This window comes from Geodermatophilus sp. CPCC 205506, assembly GCF_051383635.1.
Classification (GTDB): Bacteria; Actinomycetota; Actinomycetes; order Mycobacteriales; family Geodermatophilaceae; genus Geodermatophilus.
This window is the reverse complement of record NZ_JALPKP010000052.1, coordinates 16,678-34,860: the sequence shown is the minus strand read 5'-3', so window position 1 is coordinate 34,860 and position 18,183 is coordinate 16,678. Positions and strand designations below refer to the sequence as shown.

16 protein-coding genes are annotated in these 18,183 nt (G+C 75.3%); 7 read left to right on the top strand and 9 right to left on the bottom strand.

The annotated features are described in order from the left end of the window. Together MY520_RS23105 and MY520_RS23100 are read right to left on the bottom strand one after the other, a co-directional pair. On the bottom strand, window positions 1-1,457 hold a 1,457-nt coding region (locus tag MY520_RS23105), incomplete at its 3' end, for a DEAD/DEAH box helicase (protein WP_436694924.1). Window positions 1,458-1,698: 241 nt separating this feature from the next. Then, complete coding sequence (locus tag MY520_RS23100) at window positions 1,699-2,673, bottom strand: GlxA family transcriptional regulator (RefSeq protein ID WP_436694922.1); 975 nt, start codon at window positions 2,671-2,673, stop codon at window positions 1,699-1,701. Window positions 2,674-2,745: 72 nt separating this feature from the next. On the opposite strand from MY520_RS23100, the gene MY520_RS23095 reads away from it, so the two are divergent. After that, window positions 2,746-4,065: an MFS transporter gene (locus tag MY520_RS23095; protein WP_436694921.1), complete on the top strand. Its 1,320-nt coding sequence runs from the start codon at window positions 2,746-2,748 to the stop codon at window positions 4,063-4,065. A gap of 48 nt (window positions 4,066-4,113) precedes the next feature. On the opposite strand, the gene MY520_RS23090 is transcribed toward MY520_RS23095, so the two are convergent. The 7 genes from MY520_RS23090 to MY520_RS23060 all read right to left on the bottom strand — a co-directional run bounded on the left by MY520_RS23090 (window position 4,114) and on the right by MY520_RS23060 (window position 12,264). After that, complete coding sequence (locus tag MY520_RS23090; protein ID WP_436694919.1) at window positions 4,114-4,458, bottom strand: nuclear transport factor 2 family protein; 345 nt, start codon at window positions 4,456-4,458, stop codon at window positions 4,114-4,116. Window positions 4,459-4,473: 15 nt separating this feature from the next. Continuing rightward, window positions 4,474-5,313, bottom strand: coding sequence for a DUF2182 domain-containing protein (locus tag MY520_RS23085; RefSeq protein ID WP_436694918.1), 840 nt, complete (start codon window positions 5,311-5,313; stop codon window positions 4,474-4,476). Between the two features lie 9 nt (window positions 5,314-5,322). Further along, window positions 5,323-5,955, bottom strand: a complete 633-nt coding sequence (locus tag MY520_RS23080; RefSeq protein WP_436694917.1) for a DUF1326 domain-containing protein — start codon at window positions 5,953-5,955, stop codon at window positions 5,323-5,325. Window positions 5,956-6,062: 107 nt separating this feature from the next. Then, window positions 6,063-7,349 (bottom strand): helix-turn-helix transcriptional regulator, encoded by a 1,287-nt coding sequence (locus MY520_RS23075; protein ID WP_436694915.1) that lies wholly within the window; start codon window positions 7,347-7,349, stop codon window positions 6,063-6,065. A 123-nt stretch (window positions 7,350-7,472) separates the two neighbouring features. Then, entirely contained in the window at window positions 7,473-9,128 is a 1,656-nt protein-coding gene (locus tag MY520_RS23070) for a GMC family oxidoreductase (RefSeq protein WP_436694914.1), read from the bottom strand. After that, entirely contained in the window at window positions 9,125-10,618 is a 1,494-nt protein-coding gene (locus MY520_RS23065; RefSeq protein WP_436694913.1) for an aldehyde dehydrogenase family protein, read from the bottom strand. The genes MY520_RS23070 and MY520_RS23065 overlap by 4 nt, the downstream gene beginning before the upstream one ends. 35 nt (window positions 10,619-10,653) lie before the next feature. Next, complete coding sequence (locus MY520_RS23060; protein ID WP_436694912.1) at window positions 10,654-12,264, bottom strand: AMP-binding protein; 1,611 nt, start codon at window positions 12,262-12,264, stop codon at window positions 10,654-10,656. Between the two features lie 189 nt (window positions 12,265-12,453). Between MY520_RS23060 and MY520_RS23055 the strand changes: the two genes are divergently transcribed. From MY520_RS23055 to MY520_RS23030, 6 genes are all read left to right on the top strand, one after another. Next, on the top strand, window positions 12,454-13,344 hold the full coding sequence (locus MY520_RS23055) for a PaaX family transcriptional regulator (protein ID WP_436694910.1): 891 nt from the start codon (window positions 12,454-12,456) through the stop codon (window positions 13,342-13,344). 235 nt (window positions 13,345-13,579) lie between these two features. Further along, on the top strand, window positions 13,580-14,491 hold the full coding sequence (locus tag MY520_RS23050) for an SDR family NAD(P)-dependent oxidoreductase (protein WP_436694908.1): 912 nt from the start codon (window positions 13,580-13,582) through the stop codon (window positions 14,489-14,491). Between the two features lie 5 nt (window positions 14,492-14,496). After that, window positions 14,497-15,387, top strand: coding sequence for an amidohydrolase family protein (locus tag MY520_RS23045; RefSeq protein ID WP_436694906.1), 891 nt, complete (start codon window positions 14,497-14,499; stop codon window positions 15,385-15,387). Further along, the gene (locus tag MY520_RS23040; RefSeq protein WP_436694905.1) at window positions 15,384-16,994 is read left to right on the top strand and encodes an AMP-binding protein; all 1,611 of its coding nucleotides are present in this window, start codon (window positions 15,384-15,386) and stop codon (window positions 16,992-16,994) included. Before MY520_RS23045 ends, MY520_RS23040 begins: the two co-directional genes overlap by 4 nt. 45 nt (window positions 16,995-17,039) lie before the next feature. Then, window positions 17,040-17,504 (top strand): MaoC family dehydratase, encoded by a 465-nt coding sequence (locus MY520_RS23035; RefSeq protein WP_436694904.1) that lies wholly within the window; start codon window positions 17,040-17,042, stop codon window positions 17,502-17,504. Beyond that, window positions 17,504-18,178 (top strand): RraA family protein, encoded by a 675-nt coding sequence (locus MY520_RS23030; RefSeq protein ID WP_436694903.1) that lies wholly within the window; start codon window positions 17,504-17,506, stop codon window positions 18,176-18,178. The genes MY520_RS23035 and MY520_RS23030 overlap by 1 nt, the downstream gene beginning before the upstream one ends. Window positions 18,179-18,183 lie beyond the last annotated feature (5 nt).

Below are 18,183 nucleotides of genomic sequence, written 5' to 3'. Positions count from 1 at the left end.
CCCGCGGTGCCGCCACCGGAGCGACGCCGCCGGCCGCCGCCCTGGCCCTGCGGCTGGGGCGCCGGCGCGGGGGCGGGCTCGACGTGGGGCGCCGCGGGGCCGGTCAGCGCGGTGATCTCGCGGGCGCCCGGCTTGACCGCGGTGACCTCCGGCGCGATGCCGGCCTGGCGGGTGAGGGTGCGGACCTCCCCGGCCTGGTCGGGCGTGGCGATGGTGACGACGGTGCCGCCGGCGCCGGCGCGGGCGGTGCGCCCGGAGCGGTGCAGGTAGGCCTTGTGCTCGGCCGGCGGGTCGACGTGGACCACGATCGCGACGTCGTCGACGTGGATGCCGCGGGCGGCGATGTCGGTCGCGCAGAGCACGCGGGTCTCCCCGCTGCTGAACGCCTCCAGGTTGCGCTCGCGGGCGTTCTGGCTGAGGTTGCCGTGCAGGTCGACGGCGGGCACGCCGGCCGCGGTCAGCTGCTTGGCCAGCTTCTTGGCCTGGTGCTTGGTGCGGGTGAACAGCACGCTGCGGCCCAGGCCGGAGGCGAGCTCCTTCACCACGGCGGCCTTGTCGGCGGCGTCCACCCGGAACACGTGGTGGGTCATCGTGGAGACCGGCGCGACGGCGGGGTCGACCGAGTGCGTGGTCGGTGCCGACAGGTACCGCTTGACCAGCACGTCGACGCCGTTGTCCAGCGTGGCGGAGAACAGCAGCCGCTGGCCGGTCTTCGGCGTCCGGTCCATGAGCCGCTTGACGCCGGGCAGGAAGCCCAGGTCGGCCATGTGGTCGGCCTCGTCGAGGATGGTGACCTCGACCGCCGAGAGGTCGGCGTGGCCCTGCCCGATGAGGTCCTCGAGCCGGCCGGGGCAGGCGATGAGCACGTCGATGCCGGCGGCCAGGGCCTGCACCTGCGGGTTCTGGCCGACGCCGCCGAAGACGACGGTGGCGCGCATGCCGAGCGCGGTGGCCAGCGGGTCGACGACGGCGTGCACCTGGTTGGCCAGCTCGCGGGTCGGCACGAGCACCAGGGCGCGGGGGCGCCGGGGCTGGCGCCGCGTCGTCGAGGCGGCCAGGCGGGCGACCAGCGGCAGGCTGAAGGCCAGCGTCTTGCCCGAGCCGGTGCGGCCGCGGCCGAGGACGTCGCGCCCGGCGAGGGTGTCGGGGAGCGTCGCCACCTGGATGGGGAACGGCGCGGTGATGCCGCTGGCGGTCAGCACCTCGACGAGCGGGGCGGGGACGCCGAGCTCGGCGAAGGTGGTGTCGGTGGGCAGCACGGTGGCGACGTCGCCGGCCGGGACGACGGGCGCGGGCACCGGGTCGGACTGCGGGCGGGTCTGCCCGCCGGCCGGCTGCTGGGCGGCGGGGCGCTCCGGCGCACCGGTGGCCGGCCGGCCGCGGCCGCGGCTGCCGCGGCGGCGGGTGCGCGGTGCGGCGCTGTCGGCGGTGGGGGTGGAGGGGTCGTGCGAGGTCATTCGGGCTTCCTGACGTCCGGTGTGGCTCCCGTCGGTCCCGGCGATCTCGAGCACGGGCGCACCTGCGCGGCAGGGCGGGCTCGCGTCGTCAGCGGGACGTCGGACAGCCGGGCGCACCTCGGTGGCGCAGCCTCAGCCCGACGTCGAGTCCTGCAGCTCCGGATGAGCGGAGGGCGGCGCCGGTATGTCCCACTCAACCAGATGCGGACCGCATCTGTGCGTCACCCCGGGGAGTGTCCGGTCACACCGCACCGCGGTAGGTGCGGCGGTAGGTGCCCGGGGCGACGCCGATGCTGGCCCGCAGGTGCGAGCGCAGCGAGGCCGGGGTGCCGAACCCGGCGTCCGCGGCGACCCGGTCGATCGGCGCGTCGGTGGACTCCAGCAGCTGCCGGGCCAGGGCCAGCCGCTGCCCGGCCAGCCAGCGCAGCGGCGACATCCCGGTCTCCTCGCGGAACCGGCGGGTGAAGGTGCGCACGCTCATCCGCGCGTGCCGCGCCATGTCGGCCAGCGTGAGCGGCTCGGCCAGCCGCTCGGCCGCCCAGGCTCTCGTGGCCGCGGTGCCGGCGTCCCCGGCCTCGGGCAGCGTCCGCTCGACGAACTGCGACTGGCCGCCCTCCCGCCAGGGCGCGACGACGTTGCGCCGGGCGACGCGGTTGGCCACCTCGCTGCCGTGGTCGCGGCGGACCAGGTGCAGCAGCAGGTCGATGCCCGCGGCCACCCCGGCGGAGGTCAGCACGTCGCCGTCGTCGACGAAGAGGACGTCGGGGTCCAGGCGCACGGACGGGAAGTTCCGGCGGAACGCGTCCACGTCCCGCCAGTGGGTGGCGGCGGGACGACCGTCCAGCAGGCCCGCGGCGGCGAGGACCGACGACCCGGTGCAGATCGAGACCATGCGGGCGTGGCCGGCGGCGTCGCGCAGCGCGTCCCGGAGCTCCGGCGGGATGCGGCCCTCGCGCACCATCGGGCCGCCCATGATGCCGGGGACGACGACCGTTCCGGCGGTGCGGAGCACCGACCCGTCGTGGTCGGGCTGGACGCTGAACCCGTCCGCCGTCCGGACCGGCCGGCCGTCGAGGGTGGCGATCCGCACCCGGTAGAGCGGGCAGCCGTCGGCGTCCTCGGCCAGGCCGAGCAACCGGTACGGCAGCCCGAGCTCGAAGCCGACGACCCGGTCCACCGCGACGACGGCCACCTCGTGGGGCGACGCCTGAGTCATGGCCCGATCTTTTCACATGTTGGCCTCCGGGCCACTCGCTCCCGCCGATCCGCGTCCGCCATGCTGTTCGGCGTGACCGGAACCGCTCTGCCGCGCACGCACCGGATCCACCCCGCCTGGTGGGTCGCCGCGGTGACGTTCCTGGCCCTGGTCGGAGCGGCCGCCTTCCGCGCGGTGCCCGGCGTGCTCATCGACCCGCTGCGGGCGGAGTTCGGCTGGTCGGTGTCGACCATCTCCGCCGCGGTCGCGGTCAACATGGCGCTCTTCGGCCTGACCGCGCCGTTCGCCGCCGCGCTGATGGAGCGCTTCGGCATCCGCCGGGTCGTCGTGTGCGCGCTGCTGCTGACCGCGACCGGCAGCGGCCTGACCGTCTTCATGACCACCAGCTGGCAGCTGATCCTGCTGTGGGGCTTCCTCGTCGGCCTGGGTACCGGGTCGATGGCGCTGTCGCTGGTGGCCACGGTGACCGGCCGCTGGTTCGTGGCCCGCCGCGGCCTGGTCTCGGGCATCCTCACCGCCGGCGGTGCGACCGGGCAGCTGGTGTTCCTGCCGCTGGTCGCCTGGGCCGACGCGAACTGGGGCTGGCGCTCGGCCTCGCTGGGCACCACCGCGGCGGCACTCGCCGTCGTCCCCCTGGTGGCCTGGCGGCTGCGCGACCGGCCGCGCGACCTCGGCGTCACCCCCTACGGGGGAACGGCCGCCGACGACGTCGACCCGGTGCGCACCGGCGCGGCGCGGACGGCGCTGCGCGGCCTGGCCGAGGCGGCCCGCTCCCGGCCGTTCTGGCTGCTCGCCGGCGGGTTCTTCATCTGCGGGCTGTCCACCAACGGGCTGGTGCAGCCGCACTTCATCCCGGCCGCGCACGACCACGGCATGCCGGTGACCACGGCGGCCGGCCTGCTGGCCGTCGTGGGCATCTTCGACATCGCCGGGACGGTGTTCTCCGGCTGGCTCACCGACCGGGTCGACCCGCGGGTGCTGCTGCTGGCCTACTACGGGCTGCGCGGCTTCTCGCTGTTCCTGCTGCCGCCCCTGTTCGGGCCGGAGCTGCACGTCAGCATGATCGCGTTCATCGTGTTCTACGGCCTGGACTGGGTGGCCACGGTGCCGCCCACGCTGGCGCTGTGCCGGGAACACTTCGGGGCGCGGGCGCCGGTGGTGTTCGGCTGGGTGTTCGCCTCGCACCAGGTCGGCTCGGCGGTCGCGGCGTTCGGCGGCGGCGTGGTCCGCGACGTGACCGGCTCCTACGACCTGGCCTGGTTCGCGGCCGGGGCGCTGTGCCTGCTGGCCGCGGCCATGTCCCTCGCGATCCGCCGCAACCCGCCCCCGTCCGCCACTACCGCCCTGCCGACCGACCCTGAGGAGGCCGCGGCCGCCCAGGCCCACGGCTGACGGTCCGCTGGGGCAGAGATGGCCATCTCTGCCCCAGCTCACCGCGCCTCAGCCGGTGTGCTCGAGGGCGAGGCGCACCGTCTGGACCCGGATCGCGTCTCCGGCGAACACGAACGTGTCGACGCCCTCGGCCCGGGCCTTCTCGGCGACCGCCGACCACTCGATGAACAGGACGTCGCCCTCGAAGACCTGGGTGGGCACCGTCCAGTCCGCGTCGGGGATCTCGCCGAGCAGCGAGGTGAACAGCTGCCGGATGCCGTCCCTGCCCCGCACCACCTGGTCGGGGGTGATCAGCACGGCGTCCTCGGCGTAGTCCGCGAGAATCGCGTCGACGTCGCCGGCGCCGATCGCCTCGACGTGGTGCTGGAAGATCTCCTGCGGGGTGCGGGCCACGGCTCCTCCTGAGCGTCATCCGACGGGGGGACCGAGCATGCCCTCGACAGACGGCGCTGCACAGGCCCCGTGGTGGCAGGGCGCGGCGGCCGGGGCGAACAGGGCCGAGGACGTGACCGCCACCCCGCAGAGCAGGAGGGCGAACCCGACCGGACGGACCAGCCGCGCTCCCCGGCGTGCGGTCTTCTCGGCCACCATCACCGCGGTCAGGGCGAGCATCCACGCGAGGCTGCCGGTGCCCGTGGCGACCATCAGCAGCATCAGCGCCCAGCAGCAGCCCAGGCACCACAGCCCGGCCCGGAGGCCGAGCCGGCCCGCGCCGCGGAGCCCGCGGCGGTAGGACTGCCACAGGAACGACGCCGGTGACCGGCAGGTGGTCAGGCAGGCGTCCTTGAGCCGGCTGAACTGGTAGCCCCCCGCGAGCAGGAGCGCCGCGCCCAGGACCAGGCCGTCGCGGGCCGCGAGCCACGGCGACGCACCCACCAGCCGGTTCAGCGCCCAGCCGGCGGCCAGCGCCACCGGCGCGACGGCGACCCAGGCCCCCAGGTAGCCGGCGTAGAGGCCGGCGCGGGCGGGCCACGGGTGCGGCGTGCGTGCGCTGACCGCCGCGAACAGCCGCGCCAGCGGCACCAGGGTCGGGAGCATCATCGCGCCGACCATCACCGTCCACGCGGCCAGGGAGAGGGCCACGTCCGCCGGCCGGGGAGCGTCGCCCGGCGCGTGGCCGTGCCCGATCCCGGACCTGAGCACCAGCGCGAGCGTGCCGGCCCAGCACGCCCCGGCGACCCCCCACAGGAGGACGGCGGGGTCGTGCCGGACGCGGGTGGCGGGCGCCGTCCGCGACGCCGTCGTCATGCCGGGAGCTCAGCCGGAGAAGCGGAAGTGGCCCTGGATGGCGTTCCGGCCGGAGATGTCGAGGTCGGGCCGGCCGAGCATGCGTCCGGCCTGGCGGTACACGCTGGCCTTGCCGGGGAAGGCGGGGGAGCCCGGGATCGTGCTGAACACCGTCTCGTTCAGCGTGGTCGTCCGGCCGGTGGCGCCCTGGAACGGGGCCAGCTGGGCCTCCACGACGTCCCCGACCCGCAGCGTGCCCGCCCCCTCCTCGACGGTGAAGGTCAGCGGCGCGCGCTGGACCGAGACCACCTCACCGATCAGCGCGGCGAGGTCGGCGATCGGACCTCCCAGCTGCCCGGTGAAGACGTCGAGGAGCGCCTTCTCCTGCTCCTCGGTGCACCGGTCGTCGACGAAGAGGGCGACCTTCCAGTTCCCCGCGAGCACGTTGCCGGGGATGTGCGTCACCGATGCCAGACCCCGGTCGGACACGTCGACCCCGCGCACGGTGCCCGCGTCGATGTACCAGGCCAGCGCCGAGTCGCAGACGCCGCCGTCGGGGTCCTCGCCGACCCAGCACGGGCAGATGGCGGCGCACGTGCACACCTCCAGCAGGCGCCCCTCGATGGTGTAGGTCGTGGTCTCGGTGGTCGCGGTGGCGGTCATGCCGGTCCTCCCTCGTCGCGCCGCCGCCGTCGTCGCCGGCAGCGTGCCCGCAGGTGTACGGCCGCCGGGCCGGCGCCGGTATCGGGAGAACCATGTAGGGAGCCGCCTCAGCGGTCGGCCGCTCGGTCGTGCACAGCGGCCCAGGCGGCGATCTCGGCGCGGCTGCTCGCGCGCAGCTTCCGGATGATGTTGTGCACGTGGACCTCGGCGGTCTTCTCGGAGATGCCCAGCGCCCGGCCGATCTGCCGGTTGGTGCGGCCGCGACGGACCAGACCGGCCACCTCCCGCTCGCGACGGGTGATCCGGGTGCCCGCCGGCCCGACGGTCACGTGCCGGGCGTACCGGGCGCGGGTCGCCGCCGCCTCGCCGGCCCGGTCCAGCTGCTCGGCCGCGAACTCCCGGAGGCTCTCGAGCATCCCGAAGCGGGCGACGTCGCCCGCGCAGTCCTGGCGCCGGACCAGGTTCTTGTCCACCAGCGACGCGGTGGCCGGGACCGGGTCGGCGATCCCGCACACCCGCGCCGCGGCGTCGAGCGTCCAGGTCCCGGTGAAGACCGACAGCCGGCGGAACAGGGTGCGCTCCTCGGGGCCGAGCAGGTCGTGGCTCCAGGTCAGGGCGGCGCGCAGCGTCCGGTGCCGGGCGGGGACGTCCCGGGCGTCACTCGTCAGCACACCGAGCCGGTGGCGCAGCCGGAACAGCAGCTCCCCGGGGGTGAACAGCCGCAGGCGCGGAGCCGCCAGCTCCAGCGCCAGGGGCAGCCCGTCGAGCCGGGTGCAGATCCCGGCCAGCTCGGCGGCGTTGTCGACCGTGACGGCGAAGTCCGGCTGGGAGGTCCGGACCTGCTCGACCAGCATCGCGACGGCGGCCACCGCGGCCAGGCGCTCGGGGTCGGTGCCGTCGGCGCAGCCGGGCAGGGCCAGCGGGGCCACCGGGACCTCCCGCTCGACCCGGAGGTGCAGCCGCTCCCTGCTGGTCGCGAGCAGGTGCAGCCCCGGGGAGTCGGCCACGAGCTCCGCGAGCGCCGGCCCGGCGGCGAGCACGTGCTCGACGTTGTCCAGGACCACCAACAGGTCACGGTCGGCCGGGGACCGGTCGCCGTGGCGCAGGTCGGCGGCCGCGGCGACCTCGGCGGGAACCGCGGCCGGGTCCCGGACAGCGGTGAGGTCCAGGAAGACCACCCCGTCGCAGAACCGGCCCCGGGCGGTGGCCGCCGCAGCGACGGCCAGGCGCGTCTTGCCGACGCCGGGCGGTCCGGTCAGCGTCGTGAACCGGACGCCCGGCTCGGTCAGCAGCCGGACCAGGTCGGGGAGCTCGGCGTCCCGGCCCACGAGCGGCGTGGCGACGACGGGCAGCACGTCCCTCCGCCAGGGGGCGAGGTGCGGGGAGACGGCCACGGAGACCACCTCCGGAAGGGCGCCGGACCTGCAGCCACGGACATTGCAGCACCGCAGGCCGCGGTCGGGCAGGGCCTCCGGTCCCGCCGTCCTCCCGCCGGACGGCGGCCGACCCGGGCCGGCTCAGGGGGTGCCGACGAGTGCGGGGTCCACGCTGCGGCCGGCGATCAGGTCGGCGGCGCGCTCGGCGGCCATGAGCGTGGGCGCGGTGGTGTTGCCGCGCACCAGCGTCGGCATGACCGAGGCGTCGACCACCCGGAGCCCGTCCAGGCCGTGCACCCGCAGCTGCGGGTCGACCACCGCGTCGTCGTCGGCGGCCGGACCCATCCGGCAGGAGGACGCCGGGTGGCACAGCGACTCGACGGTGTCCCGCACCGCCCGGCGCAGCCCGTCCGGGGTCGCCACCGCGGCGCCCGGCGACCGCTCCTCCCCGAGGACGGCGGCCAGCGGCTGGGTCGCCCCGATCTCGCGGGCCTTCTCGACCCCGCACAGCAGCGCGTCGAGGTCCCGCTCGTCGGTGAGGTAGCCGGGGTCGATCGCCGGCGCCCACGTCGGGTCGGCCGAGCGGAGCCGCACCGTGCCGCGCGAGTGCACCCGCACCAGGACCGCGGCAGCGGTGAACGCGTCGACGTCGGGGTCGACCTCGGCCTGCCGCCAGTACTTCACTGGCAGGAAGTGGAACTGCAGGTCGGGGTCGGCGATCCCCGGCCGCGAGCGGGTGAACAGCCCGGCCTCGGCCAGGTTGGACGACAGCGGGCCGCGGCGGGCGGCGAACCAGCGGGCGTAGCCCGACGGCGACTCGCCGCGCAGCAGCGACCGGCCCGAGCGGGTGTGCCAGACGACCGGGACGAGCGGGTGGTCCCGCAGCCCGCTGCCGACCCCGGGCAGGTGGTGGACGACGTCGACGCCGACCTCGCGCAGGTGCGCGCCCGGGCCGATGCCCGAGAGCATCAGCAGCTGCGGCGAGTTGACCGCCCCGCCGGACAGGACGACCTCGGCGGCGGCGTGCGCGGTGAGCGTGCGCCCGCCGCGGTGGTACTCCACGCCGGTGGCCCGTCCGCCGGAGACCAGCACGCGGGTGGCCAGCGCGCCGGTCCGCACCGTGAGGTTGGGCCGGCCCGCCGCCGGGTGCAGGTAGGCGTCGGCGGCCGACCAGCGCCGGCCGCGCCGCTGGGTCAGCTGGTACAGGCCGGCGCCCTCCTGACGGGCGCCGTTGAAGTCGTCGTTGCGCGGGTACCCCGCGGCGACCGCGGCCTGGACGGCGGCGCGCGACCACGGGTGCGGCGAGCGCGGGTCCTCCACCCGGAGCGGGCCGCCCATGCCGTGCCGGCCGTCGGCACCGCGGGCGTTGTCCTCCATCCGCCGGAACAGCGGGAGCACGTGCTCGTGGGACCACGACGGCTCGCCGGTCAGCTCCGCCCACTCGTCGTAGTCGGCGGCGGCGCCGCGGACGTAGATCATCGCGTTGATCGACGACGACCCGCCGATCAGCTTGCCCCGCGGCCAGAACAGCCGGCGCCCGCCGAGGCCCGGCTGCGGCTCGGTCGTGTAGTTCCAGTCCCGGCGGGTGCGCCACAGCTTGTGGAGCGCGGCCGGGAGGTGCACCTCCAGGACGTCGTCCGAGCCGCCGGCCTCCAGCAGCAGCACCCGCAGCGCCGGGTCCTCCGTGAGCCGCCCGGCCAGCACGCAGCCGGCCGAGCCCCCGCCGACGACGACGACGTCGAACTCCTCGCCGTCCTCCGCCGGGAAGGGGCCGGTGTGGCCACGTCGGCCCCTCACCGGTGGCGCCCGTGCACCAGCCCCATGACGCGGGCCAGCGCGTCGGCCGCGACGGCCGGCCGGCCGAAGCTCGTCAGGTCCACCGGCAGCCGACAACGCTGCCGGGTGATCGCCTTGGCGCGGGTGAACTCCCTGAGCCCGTCCGGGCCGTGGATCCGGCCGAAGCCGCTCTCGCCGACCCCGCCGAAGGGCAGCGCCGGCACCGAGGCGAAGGTGAGCACCGAGTTGACCGACGTCATGCCGGTGCGCATCCGCCGGGCCAGGTCCATCGCCCGCTCGCGGGACCGGGAGAACACCGCCCCGGCCAGGCCGTGCGCGCCGGCGTTGGTGCGCTCCAGCGCCTCCTCCGCGTCGCGCACCCGGGTGATGGTGAGGGTGGGTCCGAACGTCTCCTCGCACACCGCCGCGGAGGTCTCCGGGACGTCGAGGAGCACGGTCGGCGCCACGTAGCGGCCCTCGACGGTCCCGCCGGTGAGCACCCGCCCGCCGGCGGCGACGGCGTCCGCGACGTGCCGGCGGACGACGTCGGTCTGCGCCGGCATGGTCATCGGGCCGTACGCCGCCCCGTCGTCGGAGCCCGGCCGCAGCCCGCGCACCTTCTCGGCCACCTCGGCGACGAACGCGTCGTACACGCGGTCGGTGGCGTAGACCCGCTCGATGCCGATGCAGGTCTGGCCGGCGTTGCTCATCGCACCCCAGACGGCGGCGTCCGCGGCGGCGACCACGTCGGCGTCGTCGTCGACGATCATCGCGTCCTTGCCGCCGAGCTCCATGAGCACCGGGGTGAGGGTCTCGGCGCAGGCGGCCATGACCTTCCGGCCGGTCGGCGCCGAACCGGTGAAGGCCAGCTTGCCGACCCCCGCCCCGCACAGCGCGGCGCCGGTCTCCCCGTACCCGGTGACCACCTGCAGCGCGTCGGCGGCGTCGGGGACGGCGGCCCGCCAGGCGGCGGCCAGCCACGCTCCCACGGCCGGGGTGTGCTCCGACGGCTTGAACACCACGGCGTTCCCGGCGGCCAGGGCGTAGCCGATCGAGCCCATGGGCGTGAACACCGGGTAGTTCCAGGGGCCGATGACGCCGACGACGCCGAGCGGCTGGTACTCGACGGTCGCGGCGTGGTTGGCCGCCAGCAGGCCCGGGCGCACCCGGCGCGGGCCGAGCACCGTGCGCGCGTGCGCGCCGGCCCAGGCGAGGTGGTCGATGGCCAGGCTGATCTCGAGGATGGCGTCCGCGTGCGGCTTGCCGTTCTCCCGGTGCACCAGGTCGGCCAGCTCGTGCAGCCGGCGGGCGAGGTGGCCGCGGTAGGCGGCCAGCCGCTGCCGGCGGCCGTCGAAGCCGAGGGCCTCCCACCGCTGCGCGGCCGGGCGGGCGCGCTCGACGGTCGCCCGCACGGCGGCCTCGTCGTGCACCGGGAAGACCCCGACGACGGCGCCGGTGGCCGGGTCGGTCGACTCGAGGGTCTCCGTGTCCAGCTGCTGCGCGAGCACCATGGCCGGGAGGTTACGCACGGGTGGACGGACCGCCGTCAGTCCTCGCCGCGGGCCACCCGGCCGGCCCAGCGGAGATCGGCCTTGCCGGCGGGGGAGCGGAGCACCTCCTCCACGAAGACCACCTCCCGCGGGCGCTTGTAGTCGGCCAGCTCCGCGCCGACGGCGGCGCGCACCTCGTCCGCGGTGAGCCGGGCGCCCTCGTCGAGGGCCACCACGGCGGTGATCCGCTGGCCGAAGCGCTCGTCGGGGACGCCCACCACGATCGCGTCGCGGACGGCGGGCAGGCGCAGGATGACCTGCTCCACCTCCTCGGGCTGCACCTTCTCGCCGCCGGTGTTGACCACCCGGCTGCCGCGGCCCTGGAAGACCAGCGTGCCGTCCGCCTCGAGGGTGGCCAGGTCGCCGGGGACCGACCAGCGGACGCCGTCGACGACCCGGAACGTGCCGCTGCTGGCCGCGGCGTCGCCGGAGTAGTGCACCTCCGGCGGCGCGGGGGCGGCCAGCACGCCGACCTCGCCCGACCCCGGGACGACGTCGCGCCCCCGGTCGTCGAGCAGCCGGGCGCCGGGCGCGAGCACGAACCGCGAGGTCGGCGTGAGCTCGCCGCGGCGGGTGAGCGACAGCGCGTACGGGCCGCCCTCCGACGCCACGACGACGTCGGTGATGTCGACGTCGGCGTGCCGCAGCAGGGCCGCCTTGTTCTCGGCGCTGAACACCGCGCCGACCGAGACCACGCGGCGCAGGCTGGACAGGTCGTACGGGTGCCCCGCCGCGACCGCCGCGTCCAGGGCGGCGACCAGCGGGCGGGCGAAGACGTCGCCCACGATGACCGCGTCGGTGACCCGGTGCCGGCCCACGGCGGCGGCCATCTCGCCGGGGTCGAAGGAGCGCGACGCCGGGAAGACGATGCGGCCGCCGGCGACCAGCGTGCCGAGGGTGGTGTAGATGCCGGTGCCGTGCATCAGCGGCGTCGGGGTGTAGGTGACCAGCCGGTCGGGCTCGGCGCGGGACTCGCCGACCCGCTCGGCCAGCTCGGCGCGGGTCCGGGGTGCGGGGACGCCGAACTTCGCGAACCCGTTGGGGACGCAGCTGACCGTGAACACCGTCGACTGCCGGGTGAGCACGCCCTTGGGCCGGCCGGTGGTGCCGCCGGTGTAGAGCAGCCAGTCGCCGTCCGGGCGGGCGGTGCGGGGCAGCGGCCCGCACCCGGCCAGGAGCTCCTCCAGCTCCTCGCCGACCGACTCGGCGCCCTCGGGGACCGGGCCCACCCGGACCAGCGCGGGCAGCCCGTCCGCGGCCTCGGCGACCACCGGGGCGGTCGACCCGTCGAAGACCAGGCCCGCAGCGCCGGCGTCGGAGAGCACGTGGGCCAGCTCCGCCGCGCGGTACCGGTAGTTGACGTTAAACGGCACCGCACCCAGCTTCGTGACCGCGTACACCGCCTCGACGTACTCGGGGCTGCTCCACAGCCCGATGCCGACCCGGGACCCGGCGGTCACGCCGCGCGCGGCCAGCGCGGCGGCCAGGCGGGCGGCGCGCTCGTCCAGGTCGGTCCAGGTGCGGGTCCGCTCGCCCTGGACGACGGCGACCGCGTCCCCCATCGCGTCGGCCACGGTCTCGAGGATGGTCGCCAGATTCTCCTCCATGCGAGGCAGACTACTGGCGATCGTCACCAACCTGCGTATCTTGTTTCCCACCTCCGTACGGGCGGTGGGATGGCTGCCGCCCGGCGGAGAGCGGGGTCGCCCGCGGTGCGGGGCCGACGTCCGCGCCCGATCGTCGAGGGAACGGCAGGAGTGGACCATGACGAGCCCGAGCGCGGGGAGCGTGCGGCCGTGACGGCGGCCGCCCTGACACCGCACGGCGACGAGGGGCTGCCCGGTCCCGCCACGGGCGATCCGCTGGCCCCCGCGGCGGTGCGCCCGCAGACCCACGTGCTCATGTTCTGCGGTGTCCACCTCATCGACCCGGACCTCGCCGTCCCGACCCTCGGGCTCATCGACGCGCTCGCCCGCGTCGGGATCGGGGAGCACGCCGCGCGGTCGACGGTGAGCCGGATGCTCCGCCGCGGCACGCTCGAGCGCCGCCGGCGGGGCAAGCGCATCTACCTCTCGCCCCCGCCGCGGGTGCGCGCCGAGCTCGCCGAGGGCGGCGAGCGGGCCTGGCGGTCCCCGGTGAACCGCACCTGGGACGGGCAGTGGACGCTGCTCGGGTTCTCCCTCCCCGAGAGCCGGCGGGCCGACCGTCACCTGCTCCGCTCCCGGCTGCAGTGGGCCGGCTTCGGGATGCTCCAGAACGGGCTGTGGGTCGCCCCCGGCAGGGTCGACGTCGAGGCCCTGCTGCAGAAGCTCGACGTCCTCGACCACCTCAAGGTCTTCCGCGCGCACGTCGCCGAGCCCACCCAGGTGCCCGACCTGATCGACGACGCGTGGGACGTGCCGACGATCGCCCGCGGCTACGAGCAGTTCCTCGAGCGCTGGGACCGCCCCGACCCCCTGCCGGACGCCCCCGACGACCTCGCCCGCCAGCTGTGGCTGCTCGGCGAGTGGACCCTGCTCGGCCGCCACGACCCGGGCCTGCCGGTCGAGTACCTGCCGGCCGACTGGCCGGCGGTGCGGGCCGAGCACGTCGCGCTGCGGTTGCGCACGCGTTACGAGGCGGGCGCGGCGGCCATCGCGGCCGGCCTCGTCGAGCGCCTCGGCGCCTGGGACGGCGACCCCGCCTGACGACGGCTCCGGGAGCATCGCAGCGAGGAACGAGCGAGGAGCGGACCGGAGCGCGGAGTCCGGCGCGAGTGCCCCCGCCTGACCGGCGCGGCCGGCTGCGTGACCCTTCCGTAATATCGGACCGCGCGTTGACGTCCGCCACGAAAGTGAATAACTTGCCGGTGGCGGCAGCTGCCGAGTGCGTGCCGCCCGTGTACCCCGTGTGCTCCCCAGCCACGCTCCCGAGAGGACTCCCATGCAGCTTTCCGGCAAGGTCGCCGTCGTCACCGGGGCCGGTCGCGGCCTCGGCCAGGCCTACGCCAAGGCGCTCGCCGCGGCCGGGGCCGCCGTCGTGGTCAACGACCTCGACGTCGACCTGGCGGAGGAGACCGTCCAGGCCATCAAGGGCGCCGGGGGCACCGCGGTCGCCGAGGGCTCGGCGATCGGTTCCACCGAGGCGGCCGAGGCCCTGGTCGCCAAGGCCGTCGAGGAGTTCGGCCGGCTGGACGTGATGGTGACCAACGCCGGCGTGCTGCGGGACCGCACGCTGCTGAAGATGGCCGACGAGGACTTCGACCTGGTCGTCGAGACGCACCTGCGCGGCACCTTCACCTGCGGCCGCGCCGCCGCCAAGCAGTTCAAGGAGCAGGGCGGCAACGGCCGGCTCATCCTCATCGGCTCCCCGGCCGGCCAGCGCGCCAGCTTCGGGCAGACCGGCTACACCGCCTCCAAGGCCGGCATCGTCGGTCTGGTCCGCACCTGGGCCGCCGAGCTCGAGCGCAGCGGCACCACGGTCAACGCCGTCATCCCGGTCGCCCTGACCCGCATGGTCGCCACCATCCCGGGCATGGCCGAGCTGGTCGAGATGGCCGACCGCGGCGAGCAGCTCCCGGCCGACGTCCGCGCCTCCGGCCTGGGCACCCCCGACGACGTCGCCGGGCTGATCGTCTTCCTCGCCTCCGACGCGGCCGCCGGCGTCACCGGCCAGGCGATCGGCGCCGGCGGCGACCGGATCGCGATCTGGTCGCACCCGACCGAGGCGCTCGTCGAGGTCCGCGAGGGCGGCTGGAGCGCCGACGCCCTCGCCGAGGCCTTCCCGACCACCTTCCAGCCGCACCTGCAGCCGTTCAAGCCGGACACGGTCCCCGGCGCCCCCGAGGGGAAGTGACCGGCATGGCGATCAACCTGGACGAGATCGTCGCCATCGACGTGCACACCCACGTGCACAAGTCGGTCCGGGGCGCCGTGCCGCGCACCGCCGGGGCCGAGGACATGGGGGAGTACTTCGGCATCGGCACGATGCCCGAGTACTCGCTGCCCGAGCTGGCCGAGTACTACCGCGAGCGCAAGATGGCCGCCGTCGCCTTCGGCGTCGACAGCGTCTCGCAGACCGGCGAGGACCCGGTGCCGACCAACGAGGAGGTGGCCGAGCTCGCCGCCGAGCACAGCGACGTCATCATCCCGTTCGCCAGCATCGACCCGGCCCGCGGCGCGGCCGGCGTCAAGGCCGCCCGCCGGCTGGCCACCGAGTACGGCGTCCGGGGCTTCAAGTTCCACCCCAACACGCAGGCGTTCTTCCCGAACGACCGGATGGCCTACCCGCTCTACGAGGTCATCGCCGAGCACCAGCTGGTGGCGCTGTTCCACACCGGCCAGACCGGTGTGGGCGCCGGTCAGCGGGCCGGCGGCGGCATCCGGCTGAAGTACTCGAACCCGATGCACATCGACGACGTCGCGGTCGACTTCCCCGACATGCCGATCATCCTGGCCCACCCCTCGTTCCCCTGGCAGGACGAGGCGCTGTCGGTGGCCACGCACAAGCCGCAGGTCCACATCGACCTCTCCGGGTGGTCGCCGAAGTACTTCCCGCCGCAGCTGGTGCAGTACGCCAACTCGCTGCTGAAGAACAAGGTGCTGTTCGGCTCGGACTTCCCGGTCATCACCCCCGAGCGCTGGATGAAGGACTTCGACGGCATCGCGATCAAGGACGAGGTCCGGCCGAAGATCCTCAAGGAGAACGCGGCGCGGCTGTTCGGGCTGACCGGCTCCGGGAACGGGGCGTGAACGAGAGCTTCGCGACCGTCCTCGAGACGGTCGGGGACCTCCGCCGCGACCGGCTCGCGGTCAGCCACGGCGACCGGACCCGCACCTGGGCCGAGCTCGACGAGCGGGCCGCCCGGCTGGCCGGGCACCTCGCCGCCCAGGGCATCGGGCCCGAGTCGCGGGTGGCGGTGGCCCTCTACAACGGCATCGAGTACCTGGAGAGCGTCTACGCGGTGCTCAAGCTCCGCGCGGTGCCGCTCAACGTCAACTACCGGTACCGGCGCGACGAGATCGTCTCGCTGCTGGAGGACGCGCAGGCCGAGGCGGTCGTCTTCGACGCCTCGCTGGCCGAGCGCTTCGGCGAGGCCCGGCCGGCCCTGCCGCGGCTGCGCACCCTCCTGCAGGTCGGCGACGGCGAGCTGCCGGAGTGGGCCGACGACTACGAGCAGGCCGTCACGGCGGCCGAGCCGGCGCCGCGCATCGAGCGCGGCAACGACCACTGGCTGATGTACACCGGCGGCACGACCGGCAAGCCCAAGGGGGTGCTCTCCCGGCACTCCGGGCTGTTCGCGACGTGCAGCGCCAACGGGCTGCTGCTGCTCGGCGAGAAGCTCCCGCAGAGCCTCGACGAGCTGCGGGCCACGCTGGAGCGGCTGGGTGTGGACCGCGACGCGATGGTGTGCCTGCCGGCGCCGCCGCTCATGCACGCGACCGGCATGTACACCACGTTCGGCGCGCTGCTGGCCGGCGGCCGCGTGGTCTACCTGGCGTCGAGGAGCTACCACCCCGACGAGCTGGCCGCCACGGTGCAGCGGGAGGGCGTCGACACCGTCTCGATCGTCGGCGACGTCTTCGCCCGGCCGCTGGCCGACGCGCTCGACGCCGCCGAGGCGGCCGGCCGCCCGTACGACCTGTCCAGCCTGAAGCTGATGATCAGCGTCGGCGTGACCTGGAGCGCCGACGTCAAGCAGCAGTTGCTGCGGCACGCCGACATGGTGTGCCGGGACCTGGTGGCCTCCTCGGAGGGCGGGCCCTACGCGGTCCAGGAGACCCGCCGCGGTGACCCCACCGAGACCGCGCGCTTCCAGCTCTTCCCGGGCGCGCAGGTCATCGACGAGTCGGGGCGGCCGATCACCCCGGGGTCGGGCGACATCGGGATGCTCGCCGCACCGGTCGACGAGCACATCCGCTACCAGGGCGACGACGCGGCGACCGCGGCGACGTTCCGCGAGATCGGCGGCCGGCGGTGGGTCGTCCCCGGCGACATGGCCAGCCTCGACGCCGACGGCACCGTGGTGTTCCACGGCCGCGGCAGCCGGGTGATCAACACCGGCGGCGAGAAGGTGTTCGCCGAGGAGGTCGAGCAGGTCCTGCTCACCCACCCCGCCGTCCGGGACGCCATGGTCGTCGGCACGCCCGACCCCCGGTGGGGCTCGCGGATCGTCGCCGTCGTGGCGCTGCGCCCGGGTACGGAGCTCACCGACGAGCAGGCCCGCGAGTACGTCGGCGAGCGGCTGGCCGACCACAAGCGGCCCCGGGAGCTGGTCGTCGTCGAGGAGCTCAAGCGCAGCCCGTCCGGCAAGGCCGATCTGACCTGGGCCCGGCACCTGGCCGAGTCCGCCGAGTAGTCCCGCACCACCCGTCCGGCAGTCCCCGCAGAACGAGGAGAACCCATGACCACCCCCATCACCGTCGACGGCGTCGAGGGCGTCAAGAGCATGGTCGGCAAGGAGGTCGGCCCCACCGACTGGGTCGAGGTGACCCAGGAGATGGTCAACCTCTTCGCCGACGCCACCGGTGACCACCAGTGGATCCACGTCGACGTCGAGCGCGCCAAGAAGGAGAGCCCGTTCGGCGGCCCGATCGCGCACGGCTTCCTGACCCTGTCGCTGATCCCGCGTTTCCTGCCGCAGCTGTACAAGTTCACCGGCTTCGGCATGGGCGTCAACTATGGCCTGGAGAAGGTGCGCTTCCCCTCCCCGGTGCCGGTGGGCGCCAAGCTGCGCGCCAAGGCCAGCATCGACGAGGTCACCGACATCAAGGGCGGCGTGCAGGTGCTGACCACCGTCACCTTCGAGGTCGAGGGCTCGCCCAAGCCGGCGTGCGTGGCGGCCAGCGTCGTCCGGCAGCTGGTCTGATGTCGGGCTCGCCGGCCGGGTCGGCCACGCTGCCGGCCCGGCTGGCGGCCCTCGACACCTGCGCGCTCTCCGACGCCCTCGACGGCTACGGGCGCGCCGGGGTCCTCTCCGGGGTGCGGCCGCTGTGGCCGGTGCCCCGGGTCGTCGTCGGCCGGGTCCGCACGCTGCGGGTCGGCCCCCGGGAGCCCGGGTCCGGACCCACCGTCCACCTCGGCACCCGGCTGATCGAGACCGCCGAACGCGGGGACGTCGTCCTCGTCGACGCCGGCGGCCGCACCGACGTCTCCTCCTGGGGCGGCATCCTCAGCACCGCCGCCACCCAGGCCGGGATCGCCGGCATCGTCATCGACGGCGCCTGCCGCGACATCGGCGAGAGCGAGCAGCTCGGGCTGCCGGTGTTCGGGAGGGCCGTCGTCCCCACCAGCGCCCGCGGCCGCATCGTGCAGCTGGGCATGGACGAGGAGATCACCGTCTGCGGCGTCCCGGCGCGGACCGGCGACCTGCTCGTCGCCGACGTGTGCGGCGCCGTCGTGGTGCCCGCGGACCTCGCCGAGCCGGTGGTCGAGCTCGCCGAGCGGATCGCCGCCCGCGAGCGCGACATGGTCGCCGCGGTGCGCTCCGGGCGCTCCGTCGTCGACGTCATGCACGACTCGCAGTTCCCCAGCCCCCGCTGACCCAG